The organism is Nocardioides gansuensis (genome assembly GCF_003076135.1).
Lineage (GTDB): Bacteria > Actinomycetota > Actinomycetes > Propionibacteriales > Nocardioidaceae > Nocardioides > Nocardioides gansuensis.
Genome location: NZ_QDGZ01000003.1, coordinates 60281 through 75219, shown reverse-complemented (window position 1 = coordinate 75219; position 14939 = coordinate 60281). Strand labels below are relative to the sequence as shown.

The window sequence follows — 14939 nt, the reverse complement described above, 5'->3', positions numbered from 1 at the left end:
GCAGCGCATCCGGTTGCTGGCGCACCGCCGTCTCGGCGAGTTCTCGCGACAGGCCGTACGGCGAGCGCGTCAGCGGTTGTTGGCAGGCACCCAGGCCTTGGCGGTCAGCGCCGGGTGGTCGCTGATCCCGTTGTAGACCTTCTCGAAGCCGGAGAACTCGGCGCCGCTGCCGAGCATCCAGTCGGGGCCGCCGAAGCGCGGGACCGGGCAGGGGCGCTTGGCGGTGCCGCCGTTCATCGAGACCAGCGGGGTGGCGGCCGCCACCTTGTCGCAGAACTCCGAGCGCTCGTTGACGTCGCCGATCACGAAGACCGGCTGGCCGCCCGCGACCATCTCCTTGATCTTGTCGATCTCCTTCGCGGTGGAGATGTCGCGCTCGGTCTCGTGGCCGCCGGGGGCGTTGTGGATCGCCATCACCCAGAAGCCGCGACCGGTGCCGCGGTCGCGCACCTTGACGTAGGGGATCGGCCGCTGCCAGCCCAGGAACGGGCGGTAGACCGCGCCGGTCTTGAGGATCTTGACCTCGTCGGTCTTCCAGGCGATCTGGATCGCCGAGCCGCGCGTGCCCAGGGTGCGGCGCGGGAAGAAGTGGTAGCCCGGCATCACGCGCTGCATCTCGCGGAGCTGGTCCTTGGCGACCTCCTGGAAGGCGGCGACGTCGGCCCCCTCCCCCTGCACCCAGCGGGCAGCGCGGTGGGCGCGGCTGGTGCCGCCACGGGCGAGCGAGCTGCTGAGGATGTTGAACGTCGTCAGCCGGATGCCGTAGCCGTTGGGCGGCTTCTCCCCGGTCGTCGAGTCGACGGCCATCGAGGGAGCGGCGAGGCCGAAGGTGAGCAGCAGGCAGAGCGTCAGGAGCAGGCGCATCCGGCCACCCTAGGGAAGGAGCCCGGTGGCCTGCCAAATCGTCGGAACGGCCCGGTCAGGCCTTCTTGCGCTTCACCTTGGGCCGCTGCGAGCGCCTGACGAGGTTGGCCGCGACCTCCCGGTAGGCCTGCGCGCCCTTGCTCGAGCGGCTCGTCGCGAGGATCGAGCGGCCCGCTGCCGGGGCCTCCGCGAACTTGATCGTCTTGGGGATCGGCGGCTCGACGACCTCGAGGTCGTAGGTGTCCGAGATGGTCTCGAGCACGGTGCGGGCGTGGTTGGTGCGACCGTCGTACAGCGTCGGCAGCACGCCCCACACGTCGAGGGAGCGGTTGGTGAAGCGGCGCACGTCGTGGACCGTGTCGAGCAGCTGGCCGACGCCGCGGTGGGACAGGGTCTCGCACTGCAACGGGATCAGGACGCCGTCGGCCGCGGTGAGGGCGGCCACGGTCAGCACCCCCAGCGAGGGCGGGCAGTCGAGCAGCACCCAGTCGTAGCCGTCGAGCTCTTCGAGCGAGGACTTGATGACGTGCTCGCGGCCGGTGCGGGTGAGCAGGTCGGCCTCGGCGCGGGCGAGCTCGATGGTCGCGGGCAGCAGGTCGACCCCGTCGTCGGTCTCGATGATCGCCTCGGTCGCGTCGATGCCCTTGGTGAGGACGTGGTGCACCGAGGTCTCGAGGTCCTCGGGGTCGATGCCGAGGGAGAACGTCAGGCACGCCTGCGGGTCGAGGTCGACGAGCAGGACCGAGTGGCCGAGCTCGGCGAGTGCCGCGCCGATCGAGGCGACCGAGGTCGTCTTGGCGACGCCGCCCTTCTGGTTCGCGATCGCGAGTGTCGTGGTCATCACGGCACATCATGCCGCACCCGGTTGCCGCCGCCGTCGGACACGCTGGATGCTGGGCCGCATGACGAAGACCCCCACCCCGCCCGGCACCGCCCTGGTCACCGGCGCGACCGCCGGCATCGGCCTCGAGTTCGCCCGCCAGCTCGCCGCGCGCGGCCACGACCTCGTGCTGGTGGCCCGCGACGGGCCGCGGCTCGAGGCGGTCGCCGACGAGCTGCGCCCGGCGTACGGCGTGGAGGTCCAGGTCCTGCCGGCCGACCTCGTCGTGCCCCAGGAGCTCGGCCGGGTGGAGGCCAGGCTGGCCGACCGCGACCGGCCGGTGGACCTGCTGGTGAACAACGCCGGGTTCGGGCTGAGGAAGCGCTTCCTCGACAACGCGGTGGAGGACGAGGTGGCGATGCTCGACGTGCTCGTCACGGCGGTGCTGCGCCTCTCCCATGCGGCGCTCGGCTCGATGGCGGAGCGCGGCCGAGGCGGGATCATCAACGTGAGCAGCGTCGCGGCCTTCCTGCCTCGCGGCACCTACTCCGCGGCGAAGTCCTGGGTGAACAGCTTCAGCGAGTGGGCGCACCACGAGTACGGCCGGCGCGGGGTCACCGTGACGGCGCTGTGCCCCGGCTTCACCCGGACCGAGTTCCACCAGCGGATGGACGTCGAGCCCGGCACCGGCCCGCTCTGGCTCGACGTGGAGTTCCTCGTCCGCTCCGCCTTGCGCGACCACGACAAGGGCCGGGCGTTCTCGATCCCCGGCGCGCAGTACAAGGCGATCGTGGCGCTGGCCCGGGCCATCCCGTCGCGGGTCCTGCAGGCCACCCAGGCAATCGGCCGCAAGTAGGCCCGCGCGGAGTCAGGGCCGGACGGCCTCGGGGGTCGGGCGTCCCGACTCGCGGGCGGCCGCCGCCGCGAGGTCGAGCAGCCGCTCCAGCTCGCCGGGCGCCGTGGTGTTGCACCCGAGGTCGTGGCCGACCTTCCCGGTGCCGTGGTAGTCGCTCGACCCGGTGACCACGAGATCGAGCTCGCGGGCGATCCCGCGCAGCTGCTCGCGCGCCCGGGCGTCGTGGTCCTGGTGGTCGACCTCCAGCCCGGCCAGCCCGAGGTCGCGGAGGCCGGCGATGACGTCGACCGGCAGCGAGGACGCACCGTGCCGCCCCCACGGGTGGGCCACCACGCTCACGCCCCCGGCCGCCCGCACCAGGCCGATGGCCTCGGTCAGCGGCAGGGCATACCTGTGGACGTACGCCGGGCGCCCGGGGTTGAGGTAGTGCGCGAACGCCTCCTCACGGGTCCGGACCGCGCCCGCCGCGATCATCGCGTCCGCCACGTGGGGACGGCCGGTCGCCGCGGCGTCGCCGGACAGGCGGCGTACGTCCTCGGCCGTGACGCCGACCCCCAGGTCCGCCAGCCGGGCACAGATCGCCGGCACCCGGGCGTTGCGGCCGGCGAGGACCCGGTCCAGCCCCTCGGCCAGGGGCGCGTACGTCGGGTCGGGCAGGTAGGCGAGCAGGTGCACGCTCAGGTCGGCGTGCTTGGTGCTGATCTCGATGCCGCGCACCAGGGTGATGCCGGTGGCGAGTGCGGCCGCCACCGCCTCGTCCCAGGACTCCGCGGTGTCGTGGTCGGTGAGCGCGACCACGTCGAGGCCCGCCGCGGCGGCCTTGTGCACCACCTCGGCCGCGGTGTCCGTGCCGTCGCTGGTGCTGGAGTGGGTGTGGAGGTCGATCCGCACGCCCGCAGTCTTCACCACGGAGGGCGCGGCCCCCCAAACGGCATCTCGACCAGGGGCGGGCCGAGGCCCGACACGTCGCGCAGGATCCACTCGTCCCGGAGCAGCAGCATGGCGGACGCCGGCCGCAGGACCATCCAGAGCCACCGGCCAGCGGCCTCACCGGCCACCACGACCCGATCGAACTCCTCGTCCGCGGCGCTGGTCGACACGGCCCACAGCGGGACGGACGCCGAGCCGACCCGCACCTTGGTGAGCGGAGGGCCTTCGCCGACGTCGACCGGGTCGGGACCCGACAGCTTCGCCACCCGGGCACCGAGTCCGGTGCCCGGCTCCTCCGTCACGACGAAGACGTCCACCGGGCCGTCGAGCGCGCTCGTGCCGGAGCAGCAGGCCAGGGTGCCGAGCGTGCCGCGCTCGCCGGCCACGAGCGCGAAGTCGCTCACCGACCAGCCCGCGCCCAGCGGCCAGGGCAGCAGGGTGGGGAACTCGCCCGCCTTCTCCAGGTGGGCGACGAAGGCGTCGTACGTCGACTCCACCGGGGTCCACAGGGGCGACACCGGTCCGTGGACGACGCAGCCCCAGCTCGCGCCGGCGCCCGTCACCGGCGCCGCGCAGTGGAGGCAGCCCGGGCGCAGCATGTGCCCACCGTGTCCGCAGCAGGCGGACGCGTCAAGAGTTCCAGCGCAGCAGGACGGGGGTCTCCCGTTCCCAGCCGAGGACCGACAGCGTGGCGGTGTCGAGGCGGAAGTAGCGGCCCTCCGTCACGGGCTGCTCGAGCCAGCGGGCCGTGAGCGCGCGCAGCGCGTGGCCGTGGCCGAAGACCAGGCTGCGGCCGCCCTGGTCGCGGACGCGCTTGACGACCCGGTCGAGCCGGGCCGTCACCTGCTGCGGGGTCTCCCCGCCCGGGCTCGGGTGCGTCCACACCGTCCAGCCGGGCACCGTCTCGCGGATCTCCGCGGTCGTGATGCCCTCATAGTCGCCGTACGCCCACTCGACGAGGTCCTCGTCGACCTCGGCGTCCGGGAAGCCCACCAGCTCCGCGGTGTGGCGGGCCCGCCGGCGCGGGCTGGTGAGGACGAGGTCGAACTCCTCACCCGCCAGCCGGGCCGCGAGCTCGCCGGCGACCCGGACTCCCACCTCGGTCAGCGGGAGGTCGGTCACCGAGGTGTGCCTGTGGTCGCGGCTCCACTCGGTCTCCCCGTGGCGGACCAGCCAGAGCTCACTCGTCATGGGGCGAGCCTAAGCCCGCCGAGCCGCCTCAGCTGCCGCCCCCACCGGCCTTCCGCCGGTGCAGCTTGGGCGCGGCACCCCCGGCCACCTCCGGACCGTGTGCCTTCTCGTGCACCGGCCCGTCCTGGTGGACGCCCTTCTCGCGGTTGTTCTTCCGCTCGAGGGCCTCGCGCATCTTGGCCTTCAGGTCGTCGTTGTTCGCGGACTTGTCAGGCATGGGATCTCCTCCGTCGTCAGGCCTCCACCCTGCCACCCGGCTCCACACGGGTCGAGCGGGTTTCCCCTCACCCCGGCCGCGTCAGCAGGATGATGCGCGGCGACAGCTTCCCGAGCATCGGGTAGACCTGCCAGAGGCAGTCCGCGAGCGCGGAGTCGTACGCCGTGTCCCCGAGCATGCCGCGGAAGTGCTCCTCCGCCCGGCGGAGCCGGGCGGCGTGCAGCAGGGCGCGGGACACTGCCCCCGAGCTCTCCTCCGTCCGCTCTTCCCACTCCGACCCGAGCTCGAGGACGACGTCCACCTGGAGGCCGGCCGCCTCGATCGCGGCGTCGGTGGAGGCCGGGTCGGCCGAGTCGCGGACGACACCGAGCGCCCCGAAGAGCCAGTCCCGCTCGCGAGGCTCCAGCAGCGGCGTGGCGAACACCTGGTGGACCAAGGCCCGGCCGCCCGGCCGCAGCACCCGCGCCATCTCGGCGTACGCCGCGTCCAGGTCGCCGACGCGCACGAGCACGTCGCGGCACCACACCAGGTCGGCAGAGCTGCGAGGCAGTGGCATCGCCTCCGCCCGGCCGCGCTCGAAGGAGACCCGTGAGGCGATCTCCTCGGGCTCGCCGCGGCGTGCCTCGCGGGCGCGGTCGAGGTGGCGCTGCAGGGGGTCGAGGCCGAGCACGCGGAAGCCGAAGTGGGTCGCCAGGCGCAGGGCGTCGACGCCCTCGCCGCAGCCGAGGTCGACCACGTCGCTGTCCGGCGGCAGGCCGAGCTCGCGGACGATGTCATAGAGCTGGCCTGGCCCCCGCGGGGCGAGGCTCCGGTCCAGCAGCTCGGCCAGGTCGCCCATCAGCCGGTGTGCTCCTCGTCGTCGCCGGCCTCCGACTCGGCAGCGGCCCGGATCTGGCCCTCGAGCAGGCCCGCCAGTCCGGCGATCGCCGCCTCGGCCACGTCGGACGGGTCGACGTGCGCCGGGTCGATGCCGGGCACGTCCACGGGGGTGAGGTCGTCCCAGGAGCCGACGAGCCGCACCCCGAGGTCCTGCAGGGAGGCGACCATGTGGGTGGCGTGGTCGCGCACCCAGGGCTGCACCGGCAGCCCGGTGGCGGGCTCGGCGGACTTGCGGGCGGCCAGCAGCTGCTTGGCGAGCATGCCCTTGCGCAGGTCGGTGCCCTCGGGGAACGGCAGCCCGGCCTCGTCGAGGAGCTCGTTGAGCCGCCGGATCACCAGGGTGGACGCGGCTCCGATCGACTCGTTGCCCATCCGGGCCGGGTCGAGGCCGGCCGGGTCGGTGCCCAGGACCGAGCAGAAGCGCTCCCAGAGCAGGTCGCGGGGCGCGCCGGGCGGCGGCACGGTGACGAGGACCAGGCGGTCGCGGCCGAACGCCTCGCCCCAGGTCCGGGCGAAGCGGACGATGTTCTGCTGCCGCCAGAAGGTCCGGCCGGCCTCGCTGGGCGACTCGCCCTCGCCCCGGTGGCCGGGTCGCCACGACTCGATCCCCTCGACGTACTCCGCGAACGTCCAGGTGCGGCCGTTCTGCACGGTCTCCTGCCACATGGCCGGGATGCTGCGGTTGAGGTCGCGAGCGGTCACGACGACGGTGACCTCGTCGAGGTCGGCGTACGTCGCCCGCACCCGCTCCACCACGACCGGGCGCACCGGGCCGAGGTATTCCATCGAGATCACCGAGGTGCCGTCGTGGGCGTGCACCTTGCCGGCCATCTTGGCCCACTGGCGCTGGCCGTCGCCGAGCACGTCGCGCGCGGCCATCACCTGGGAGAGCCAGTTCATGCCCGGCACCAGGATGCCGCGCTCGGCGAGGCGGCGCTTGTTGGCGAACAGCCGCGACTGGATGTAGCTCGTGCCGGACTTCATCGCTCCGACGTGGAGCACGAGCCGGCGGGACATGGCGGTCACCCTATCGGCCCGCTCACGCCTCGACGGGCTCCTCCGCGTCCGACTCGGCGCGGGCGAACGGGAACGGCCCGTAGCCCACGTCGAGCACGGTCTGCAGCCGGGCGAGCAGCGCGTCGTCGACGGGTGCACCGGTGACGAACTCCCCGAGGCCGCGCAGCGACCGGTCACGCGCCGCTGTGTCGTCGCCGGTGATCACCTCGTAGGCCACGTCGAGGACGCGGTCGGGCCGGGTGGTCCGCAGGTGGTCCTGGATCTCCACCACCCGGGCGATCAGCGCGCGCGCCTCGTCGGCGTCGGCCTTCTGCCAGAAGCCCGAGCCGAGCGCCTGCCCGGGGTCGCGGGTGTTGAGGACGTAGCGGACCCCGGGGAACGCCTTGTCCATGGTGTCGAAGAAGGCGGCCGTCTCCTCGGGCTCGATCCGATGCCACACAACCTCCTTGAAGCCGAGGACGTCGAAGTCCGCCGGGTCGAGGTTGCCGATCACCGAGGTGGTGACGATGTCGTTCATCGCCTGCATGAAGGCGCTGCGGCGAATCGCCTTGAGGCCGTAGAACGCGGAGGTGACGTTGCGCGAGCCGTGCTCGCCGTGCCGCTCCCGGAACGCCCGGACGGCGGCCAGGGCGCGGTAGAGGTGGAGCAGGTAGAGGTCGTTCTCGCCTCGGACGAGCACCCGGGGCAGGGCGTTGAGCAGCCCCTGGACCAGGGTCGAGCCCGACCGGCCGTAGGTCACAACGAAGACGTAGCGGTAGCGCTGGCGGTCGCGGCGGGCGCGCATCAGCTCGATGCCGTGCCGCACGCCGTCGGCCCGGACCCGGGCGTCCCGGGCCTCGAGCCGACGGCGCACCGCTGGGGGGATGAGGCTGGCCGTCAGGGACACGGGGCTCAGCCCTTGAGGGCGTAGTCCTTGAGCAGGCTGCGGCCGATGATCATCTTCTGGATGTCGGAGGTGCCCTCGCCGATCAGCATGAACTTGACCTCGCGCATCAGCCGCTCGATCTCGTACTCCTTGGAGTAGCCGTAGCCGCCGTGGATCCGGAAGGAGTCCTCGACCACCTCGTTGGCATACTCCGAGGCGACCATCTTGGCCATCCCGGCCTCGACGTCCATCCGCTGGCCGGTGTCCTTGAGGCGGGCGGCGCGGACCATCATGTTGTGCGCGACCTCGACCTTGGTCGCCATCTCGGCGATCCGGAACAGCACCGCCTGGTGCTCGGCGATCACCTTGCCGAAGGTCTTGCGCTGCTGGGCATAGGCCACGCCCAGCTCGAACCCGCGCCAGGCCAGGCCGCACGCCCGGGCCGCCACGTTGACCCGGCCGACCTCGACGCCGTCCATCATCTGGAAGAAGCCCTGGCCCGGCTCACCACCGAGGATCTGCTCCGCGGCGATCCGGTGGTCCTCCAGGACCAGCTCGGTCGTCTCGACGCCCTTGTAGCCCATCTTGTCGATCTTGCCCGGCACGGTGACGCCCTGGGCGGTCTCGCCGAAGCCGGGCTCCTTCTCGACCAGGAAGGTGGTCATGTTCTTGTAGACGCTCTCGGCGCCCTCGTCGGTCTTGACCAGCAGCGCGACCAGCGTGGAGGTGGCCCCGTTGGTCAGCCACATCTTCTGCCCGGTGATGGAGTACTCCAGGGGAGCGCCGTCGTCCCCCTTCTGCAGCACCGTCGCCTTGGTCGAGACCGCCGACACGTCCGAGCCCAGGCCGGGCTCGGACATCGAGAACGCGCCCCGGACCTCACCCGTCGCCATCCGCGGCAGGTACTTCTGCTTCTGCTCCTGGGTGCCGTGCCTCATCAGCATGTAGGCCACGATGAAGTGGGTGTTGATCACCCCCGAGACGCTCATCCAGCCCCGGGCGATCTCCTCGACCACCAGTGCGTAGGTCAGCAGCGACTCCCCCAGCCCGCCGAACTCCTCGGGGATCGTCAGCCCGAACACCCCGAGCTCCTTGAGCCCCTCGACGATCTCGGTCGGGTATTCGTCGGCGTGCTCGAGCTCCTGCGCGACGGGGATGATCTTCTCCTCGACGAACTGGCGCACCGCCTTGAGGATCTCGTTCTGGTCCTCGGTGAGGCCTTCGGTCTGGCAGAGGCGACCCATGTCGGTGCGGTCCTTCCGTGGGGGTGGAATCGGGCGAAGTCTAGGTTGATGGGTTCAGCGCGGGACGAGCGCCCACAGGTCGAGGTCGAGGAGCACGCCGTCCTTGTACGTGCCCTCTTCGGTGCGCAGCGTCATCGACTCGTCGTGGCCCTGGGTGGCCACGAGCCGCAGGCGCAGGGCGCCCACACCGGGGGCGGAGGTCTCCGCCTTGTCGAGCACCTCGGACCAGGCGTAGACGGTGTCGCCGGCGAAGGCGGGGGCGACGTGGGAGCCGGCGTTGATCGCCGCGACGAGCTGGGCGTTGGCCAGCCCGTTGAAGGAGAGGGCGCGGGCCAGCGAGATCACGTGGCCGCCGTAGATCAGCCGGTTGCCGTCGGGCCGCGCCTGGGTGTTGAAGTGGATCTTCGCGGTGTTCTGCCACAGCCGGGTGGCCAGCATGTGCTCCGGGTCGGTGAGGGTGACGCCGTCGACGTGGTCGATCTTCTCCCCCACCTCGTAGTCGTTGAAGCGGTGCGGCTCGCCCGCGGCGGCGAAGTCGTACGACGTGAAGTCGAGGCTGGTGGGCAGCACCAGGTCGTCGGCGGCGACGACGGGCGCCAGCTCGGGCACCACCGTCTCGGGGGCCGGGGCCTCGGCGTCACGCTTGTGGACCATCACCCAGCGGCACCAGTCGAGGGCGACCTCGCCGCGCTGGTTGGTCGCGGTCGAGCGCACGTAGACCACGCCGCTCCTGCCGTTGGAGTTCTGCTTGAGGCCGATGACCTCGGAGCGCGTGCGCAGGGTGTCCCCGGGCACGACCGGCTGGTGGAAGCGGCACTCGGCGTAGCCGAGGTTGGCCACCGCGTTGAGTGAGATGTCCGGCACGGTCTTGCCGAAGGCGATGTGGAACGCGACCAGGTCCTCCACCGGGTGTGCTGCGAGACCTACGCTGGCGGCGAAGTCGGCCGACGAGGGGATCGCGAACCGGGTCGGGTAGAGCGCCCCGTACAGGGCGCGGTCGCCCTCGGTCACGGTCCGCGGCGTGGCGTGCTCCAGCACCTGGCCGATCGAGAAGTCCTCGAAGAAGTTGCCCGGGTTGGTCTTGGTCACGAGGCCCCATGCTGCCGCATCGCAGCACGGCGCAGCACCCGTCCCAGACGTGACATTGGCGACGGTCGCGGCGGGCCGGAGGCGTTGTTGCGGGGCTTCTCGGCGCGTTCGCGCAGGTCACCCATCAGGGTGGCCACCAGGTCGACGGCGCACGCGGCCACCTCGGCGTCGGTGACGTCGTCGGGGTGGCGCCGGGGCGGCAGGTCGTCCGGCACCAGCAGCAGATCGGGGTCACCGACCACGTCGTACGCCGAGGCGCGCAGCATCTCCACGGCGCGCCGGCCGCGCTCGCGGCAGTCGGCCACCTGGTCGTCGGCCGGCCAGAACGGCTCCCCCTGCCGCGGCACCAGCCGCTCGTCGGCGAGGAAGCTGCGGATCCAGGCGCCCCGGGCGTGCCCGCTGTACGCCGGGAGCGCGGCGTTGATGCGCCGCAGCGTCTCCGCCTCCACGACCCCCATCGAGGCGTTCGCGAAGCCGCGCGTGGCGTCGCAGACGGCCGGGTCGAGGCCGAGCACGGCGGCGAACCGCTCCCAGAGCAGCTCTCGGGGCGAGCCGGGCGGGCCGGGGCAGATCACGTGCACCCGCTCGGCGGGCACGGCAGGGGCCCAGCGCTCGAGCACCAGCCCGAGGTCGAGGGCCCGCCAGTCCCAGACGTCGCGGGGGTCCTCGGACACCGACTGGCCGTAGTCGCGCAAGGGGGTGGTGCTCTTGTTCTTCAGCGACTCCTGCCAGCTGGAGGTGAAGAGGCCGAGCGGCTCGCGGGCGGTGACGACGACGTGCACCTCGGCCGGCGCGAGCTGGTCGACCATCCGGCGGGCCTGCTCGGCCGTCGCCGCGCAGAAGAACTCGTGGCTGACCAGCGCGTCGCCGCCCCACGCGGCGACGTCGGCGCTCACCCGGTCCCAGGCGGCCGGCGCGTCAGGCCCGCGCCGGCGGACGCCAGGGTCGTCGCGGACGACCATCGAGGCGAAGAGGTGGTCGGCCTTGCGCGCGCCCGGCAGCAGCAGGCCGACGGAGCGCAGCTGCTCACGAGCCGGCCAGAGGATGGCCTGCAGGTAGGACGTGCCGGTCTTCGGCAGCCCGATGTGGACGAAGACGCGCCGGCTCACGAACCCAGCTCGTCGGCGTACTTCTGGAGCGTCTCCTGCACCTTCGCCTCGTCGCGCGACGCCAGCGGCACCAGCAGCTCGGTGACCACGTCCATCAGCTCCGCGAACCGGTGGTGCAGGGACTGGCACTCGGCCACCTGCGCCTCCAGCGCGGCGATCCTCGCCTCCAGCTCGCGCTCACGGCCTCGCAACTTCATCGCCACTCCACCTCCAGGCGGCAGGACCGCCAGTGCTTGTCCCGGGACACTTCCTCGCCGTAGCCGTAGTCGATCGGCTGCCCCACCAGATCCTCTCGCGCGACGACCCGGGCACCCCAGCCGGCGAGCTCGGCGACGACCAGGTCGGGGTCGAGGGGCCTGGTGAGCGGGGGCCGCCCCTCCTCGTCCTCGATCCGCTCTGTGAGGAACTCCAGGTGCAGCCGGTGGCCGCCGCGCAGCACCATGTCGGCCAGCCGCCACACGTGCTCGCGGCCCTGCGGCGACGTGCTGTCGATGAGGTGGCGGGCGAGCATCGCCCGTGGCCCCGGCCGAGCAGCCAGCCGGGCGCCCCACACGAGCAGCTGGCGCAGCTCGAGCAGGTTCACGGTGTGCAGCTCCAGGGGCCAGCCCTGCTCGGCGGCGCGGGCGCGGACGAAGTCCATCGCCACCCCGGAGTAGTCGAGGCCCACGACCTGGCGGCCCTGCTTGGCCAGCCAACGGGCGTCGCGGGCGCGGCCGCAGCCCGCGTCGAGCACCCACGCGTCGGCGGGCTCCCGCTCGTGCAGCACGACGGAGACGTCGTGCGGAGGCTGGTAGGGCGGCAGCAGCCGGGCCAGCCCGTAGCGGTGGTCCCACTGCGGCCGGTTGACGCGGGTGCCGCGGAACCACCAGTCGAAGCGCCGCTGCGCGTCGGCCGACTTCTCGAACCGGAAGGCCGGGTCCGGCACCTTCCAGCCGGGCCCGTACATCGCCTCGAGCAGGTGCTCCGGCCGCGCGGGCGCGGGCAGCTCGCGGCCCTCGAGGGTGGTCGTGCCGAGCGGGAAGACCCACTCCCGCTCGAAGGGCTGGAACACCTCCCCCATCAGCGCCAGGCGCCCGTCTATGAAGAAGCCACCGAAGACGTCGAGGCCGCGCCGCGAGCCGTCGGCGTCCGGCACCAGGATCTGGAAGGCCGCGCCGCTGTAGCGGGCGGTCTCGTAGCCCTGCCGCTGGATGGCGCGCTGCACCCGGTGCGACTCGCGGATCACGTCGAGCGGGTGGGAGTGACGGCTGACGTAGCCGACGTCGGCGTCGGAGTCGTGCCCGATGAACGCGCCGTCGCGGACGGCGCCGAGCAGCGTGCCGTAGGCGGGGAACGCCTCGAGGCCCTGCTCGCGCAGCAGCCCGAGCACCGTCTCGAGAGCGTCGAGCAGCGGCAGCAGCTCGCCGCGGTCCTTGGTCTCGAACGTCTTGACCAGCCGCCCGTAGTTGTCGATGCCGAGCGGGGCGCCCTGCCGGTCGACCACCGTGAGCCGGCGGTCCTCGGTGCCGAAGCGCACCTCCGCGTCGTACGCCGTGGCGCCGGCCGCCGTCGTGATCGTGACCCGGGTCGTGCCCTCCAGGTGGAGGAGCAGCCGCTCGGGCCACGGGACCAGCCAGCCGTCCCCGTCGGGCCGGCCGTCGCGCTGCACCCAGAACGACCAGATCCGCCGGTCGTCGAACAGCAGGTTGCACAGCTCGTCGGACCCGGCGTGGAGGCGGATGCCGTCGTCGTCGACCAGGTCGACGGTGACGGCGTGGGTGCCGGGGGTGCTCACAGCGCCACCGGGTGAGCTCGGTCGCTCACAGCGCCACTGGGTGAGCTCGGTCGCTCGCTCGTTCCTCGCTCGGCTCCGTCGCTCACAGCCGCCCCAGGAACCGGTCGGGGATGCGGGTCAGCGGGCGGTTGCGCATGGCCCGCACCTGTCCGCCGCCGACGGCGCGCCAGACACCGGCCTCGGGCTGCTCGACGATCTGCCCGAGCTTCTTCAGCGGCGGGCCGAACGGCTTGATGTCGGTGTGGTCGATGTCGCCGGCGATCTCGTCCAGCAGCTCGACCATGTCGCCGCCGGAGCGCTCCCAGCTCGTGCGGGCGGCACGGCCCTCGCTCGTGTACATCCCGTGCCGGTGGTCGGCCACTGCCTTGAGGTGGTCGCGGTCGGCGAACTTCATGTGGAACATGAACAGCTCGGGGTCGACGGCGAACTCGCAGCGGATGCCGTGCGAGGCGAGCACCCAGTTGGCCGGCACCCACTTGAGCGACGGCTTGCACATCAACGGCAGGAACTTCGCGAGCCGGCGCTGGCCCAGGATCGGCTCGTCCTCGCGCAGCGGGCCCTCGTGGGCCAGGTCGTGCACCACGTTGAGCCCCATCACGCCCACGGCCTCGCGGCCGGGCCGGTCGGCGACGAAGTGGCGCAGCGTCTCGTAGCGACCGGGGTCGGCCACGATGAACTCGTCGACGTCGCAGAAGATCACGGCGTCGTAGGCCTCCAGGAGGCCGGCCGACAGGCCACTGAGCAGGCCCATCCGGGACGGCTCGAAGCTCCTCTTGGTCAGCGGCGGGATGCGCAGCACCGGGCACGGCAGGTCGTCGGTCGACCCGTCGCTGCTGTTGTCGTCGACGACCACCAGGTGCTCGGCACCGACCTCGCGGGCGTAGTGGTCGACCCAGCGCCGCAGCATGCGGCCCTCGTCACGGGCCATCGTGATCACGGCGACCGACGGCAGGGATGACGTCATCGCTGTGCGGCCTCCTTCGCCTCGGCGAGCCGTCGCCGGTTGCGGTCCTCGCGCCGGGCGCTGATCTGCACCATCCGGGTGAGGGCCTCCATGGCGGCGGCGTGCCGCTCCTGCAGCGAGACGTCGGAGGGCTGCACACCGGGCACCGGCCGCGGCACGAGCTCGTCGAGGTCACCGACCACGCGGTGACCGGCCTCGCGCAGGCGACGTACCTCCTCGGTGCCCCGCTTGAGCACCCACCGCGCATCGAGGCCGAGCCGGGGCTCCTGGGCGTGGCGGTGGGCCAGCGCCCGCTTGGTGAGCAGGTGCTTGACCAGGAGGTCGTGGTAGCGCTGGGGGTTAGTGCCCTCCTCGGCGGCGGGGTCGCCCTTGGCCAGCTCCTCGTTGAGCTCGCGCAGCACCAGCGCGGTGGCGAGCCCGATGGAGGGATTGGCCCGTACGCCGAGGGAGCAGGTGGCGGGGTCGATGCCGAGCAGGCTGGCGAACCGGGTCCACAGCAGGTCGGCCGGGGCACCCTTCTGGGGCACCGTGACGAGGGTGAAGTGCTCGGGCCCGACGGCGTCGGACCAGCGCCCGGCTATCGAGGCCAGTCCCTGGTGGCGCCAGAACGCCCGGCCGTCGGCGTTGCCGCGGTCCTCGGCGCGCACCGCCTCGAGGTAGTGCGCCCAGGTGGTCGCCGAGCCGTTCTGCACCGACTCCAGCCACATCGCGGTGAGGTTGCGCGCCAGGTCGCGGCCGGTGAGCACGACATCGACGGGGGCGTCGAAGGAGTCGCGGATCAGCTCGATCTTGGCGGCGTTGCGGGGAGCCAGGAACTCCATGGACACCACGGCGGTCCCCTGCCAGGCATCGATCTCCTTGACCAGGCGGCGCCAGGGGCCGTTGCGGCGCAGCGGTGGCTGGCCCTCGCCGCCCTGGCCGATGACGTCCTGGACCGCCTTCACCTGGTCACGCCACTTCTGGCCCGCGAGGCTGATCCCGTGCTCGGCCAGCACGGCCCTGTTGTTGCCGAGGACGTTCTGGACGAAGCTCGTGCCGGACTTCATCGATCCGATGTGGAGGATGACGCGTTCGGCCACCTGCCCGTCCTTCCCTGCCTCGCCCTGAGGGCGTCGATGCG

General features: G+C 72.5%; 17 protein-coding genes. 1 reads left to right on the top strand and 16 read right to left on the bottom strand.

Annotated features, from left to right (window positions below; all coding sequences use genetic code 11):
* Positions 1–69: 69 nt before the first annotated feature.
* A complete protein-coding gene (locus tag DDE18_RS07355) occupies positions 70–864 on the bottom strand; it encodes an endonuclease/exonuclease/phosphatase family protein (RefSeq protein ID WP_116571612.1) in 795 nt (264 codons plus the stop codon).
* A gap of 55 nt (positions 865–919) precedes the next feature.
* Positions 920–1705 carry a ParA family protein gene (locus DDE18_RS07350; protein WP_116571611.1) on the bottom strand — a complete coding sequence of 262 codons (786 nt, stop codon included), beginning with the start codon at positions 1703–1705 and terminating at the stop codon, positions 920–922.
* 61 nt (positions 1706–1766) lie between these two features.
* Here DDE18_RS07350 and DDE18_RS07345 point away from each other — a divergent pair, with 61 nt between their 5' ends.
* Positions 1767–2540, top strand: coding sequence for an SDR family NAD(P)-dependent oxidoreductase (locus DDE18_RS07345; protein WP_116571982.1), 774 nt, complete (start codon positions 1767–1769; stop codon positions 2538–2540).
* 12 nt (positions 2541–2552) lie between these two features.
* Here the strand turns inward: DDE18_RS07345 and DDE18_RS07340 are convergent, their stop codons facing one another.
* The 14 genes from DDE18_RS07340 to DDE18_RS07275 form a co-directional block, all read right to left on the bottom strand.
* Positions 2553–3431: a PHP domain-containing protein gene (locus DDE18_RS07340; protein ID WP_116571981.1), complete on the bottom strand. Its 879-nt coding sequence runs from the start codon at positions 3429–3431 to the stop codon at positions 2553–2555.
* 11 nt (positions 3432–3442) lie between these two features.
* On the bottom strand, positions 3443–4069 hold the full coding sequence (locus DDE18_RS07335; protein ID WP_245916496.1) for a DUF6758 family protein: 627 nt from the start codon (positions 4067–4069) through the stop codon (positions 3443–3445).
* Between the two features lie 31 nt (positions 4070–4100).
* Entirely contained in the window at positions 4101–4661 is a 561-nt protein-coding gene (locus tag DDE18_RS07330) for a histidine phosphatase family protein (RefSeq protein WP_116571610.1), read from the bottom strand.
* 28 nt (positions 4662–4689) lie between these two features.
* On the bottom strand, positions 4690–4878 hold the full coding sequence (locus tag DDE18_RS07325; protein ID WP_116571609.1) for a DUF5302 domain-containing protein: 189 nt from the start codon (positions 4876–4878) through the stop codon (positions 4690–4692).
* Positions 4879–4945: 67 nt separating this feature from the next.
* Positions 4946–5716, bottom strand: a complete 771-nt coding sequence (locus DDE18_RS07320; protein WP_116571608.1) for a class I SAM-dependent methyltransferase — start codon at positions 5714–5716, stop codon at positions 4946–4948.
* Positions 5716–6774, bottom strand: a complete 1059-nt coding sequence (locus DDE18_RS07315) for a hypothetical protein (protein WP_133241183.1) — start codon at positions 6772–6774, stop codon at positions 5716–5718. The genes DDE18_RS07320 and DDE18_RS07315 overlap by 1 nt, the downstream gene beginning before the upstream one ends.
* 22 nt (positions 6775–6796) lie before the next feature.
* Positions 6797–7660 carry a sulfotransferase gene (locus DDE18_RS07310; protein ID WP_116571606.1) on the bottom strand — a complete coding sequence of 288 codons (864 nt, stop codon included), beginning with the start codon at positions 7658–7660 and terminating at the stop codon, positions 6797–6799.
* 5 nt (positions 7661–7665) lie between these two features.
* A complete protein-coding gene (locus tag DDE18_RS07305; RefSeq protein ID WP_116571605.1) occupies positions 7666–8883 on the bottom strand; it encodes an acyl-CoA dehydrogenase family protein in 1218 nt (405 codons plus the stop codon).
* A gap of 54 nt (positions 8884–8937) precedes the next feature.
* Entirely contained in the window at positions 8938–9972 is a 1035-nt protein-coding gene (locus DDE18_RS07300; RefSeq protein WP_116571604.1) for a MaoC family dehydratase, read from the bottom strand.
* Entirely contained in the window at positions 9969–11081 is a 1113-nt protein-coding gene (locus tag DDE18_RS07295; RefSeq protein WP_116571603.1) for a hypothetical protein, read from the bottom strand. Before DDE18_RS07295 ends, DDE18_RS07300 begins: the two co-directional genes overlap by 4 nt.
* A complete protein-coding gene (locus DDE18_RS07290; protein ID WP_133241182.1) occupies positions 11078–11278 on the bottom strand; it encodes a DUF6752 domain-containing protein in 201 nt (66 codons plus the stop codon). The genes DDE18_RS07295 and DDE18_RS07290 overlap by 4 nt, the downstream gene beginning before the upstream one ends.
* Positions 11275–12855: a class I SAM-dependent methyltransferase gene (locus DDE18_RS07285; protein ID WP_116571601.1), complete on the bottom strand. Its 1581-nt coding sequence runs from the start codon at positions 12853–12855 to the stop codon at positions 11275–11277. Before DDE18_RS07285 ends, DDE18_RS07290 begins: the two co-directional genes overlap by 4 nt.
* An 82-nt stretch (positions 12856–12937) precedes the next feature.
* A complete protein-coding gene (locus DDE18_RS07280) occupies positions 12938–13819 on the bottom strand; it encodes a glycosyltransferase family 2 protein (RefSeq protein WP_116571600.1) in 882 nt (293 codons plus the stop codon).
* Positions 13816–14898 (bottom strand): hypothetical protein, encoded by a 1083-nt coding sequence (locus DDE18_RS07275; protein ID WP_116571599.1) that lies wholly within the window; start codon positions 14896–14898, stop codon positions 13816–13818. The genes DDE18_RS07280 and DDE18_RS07275 overlap by 4 nt, the downstream gene beginning before the upstream one ends.
* Between the last annotated feature and the right edge of the window lie 41 nt (positions 14899–14939).

Excerpts from the sequence above, each read along its gene's own strand:
- DDE18_RS07355 (WP_116571612.1), bottom strand. The coding sequence starts at position 864 with ATGCGCCTGCTCCTGACGCTCTGCCTGCTGCTCACCTTCGGCCTCGCC.
- DDE18_RS07350 (WP_116571611.1), bottom strand. The coding sequence starts at position 1,705 with ATGACCACGACACTCGCGATCGCGAACCAGAAGGGCGGCGTCGCCAAG.
- DDE18_RS07345 (WP_116571982.1), top strand. The coding sequence starts at position 1,767 with ATGACGAAGACCCCCACCCCGCCCGGCACCGCCCTGGTCACCGGCGCG.
- DDE18_RS07335 (WP_245916496.1), bottom strand. The coding sequence starts at position 4,069 with ATGCTGCGCCCGGGCTGCCTCCACTGCGCGGCGCCGGTGACGGGCGCC.
- DDE18_RS07330 (WP_116571610.1), bottom strand. The coding sequence starts at position 4,661 with ATGACGAGTGAGCTCTGGCTGGTCCGCCACGGGGAGACCGAGTGGAGC.
- DDE18_RS07325 (WP_116571609.1), bottom strand. The coding sequence starts at position 4,878 with ATGCCTGACAAGTCCGCGAACAACGACGACCTGAAGGCCAAGATGCGC.
- DDE18_RS07320 (WP_116571608.1), bottom strand. The coding sequence starts at position 5,716 with ATGGGCGACCTGGCCGAGCTGCTGGACCGGAGCCTCGCCCCGCGGGGG.
- DDE18_RS07315 (WP_133241183.1), bottom strand. The coding sequence starts at position 6,774 with ATGTCCCGCCGGCTCGTGCTCCACGTCGGAGCGATGAAGTCCGGCACG.
- DDE18_RS07305 (WP_116571605.1), bottom strand. The coding sequence starts at position 8,883 with ATGGGTCGCCTCTGCCAGACCGAAGGCCTCACCGAGGACCAGAACGAG.
- DDE18_RS07290 (WP_133241182.1), bottom strand. The coding sequence starts at position 11,278 with ATGAAGTTGCGAGGCCGTGAGCGCGAGCTGGAGGCGAGGATCGCCGCG.
- DDE18_RS07280 (WP_116571600.1), bottom strand. The coding sequence starts at position 13,819 with ATGACGTCATCCCTGCCGTCGGTCGCCGTGATCACGATGGCCCGTGAC.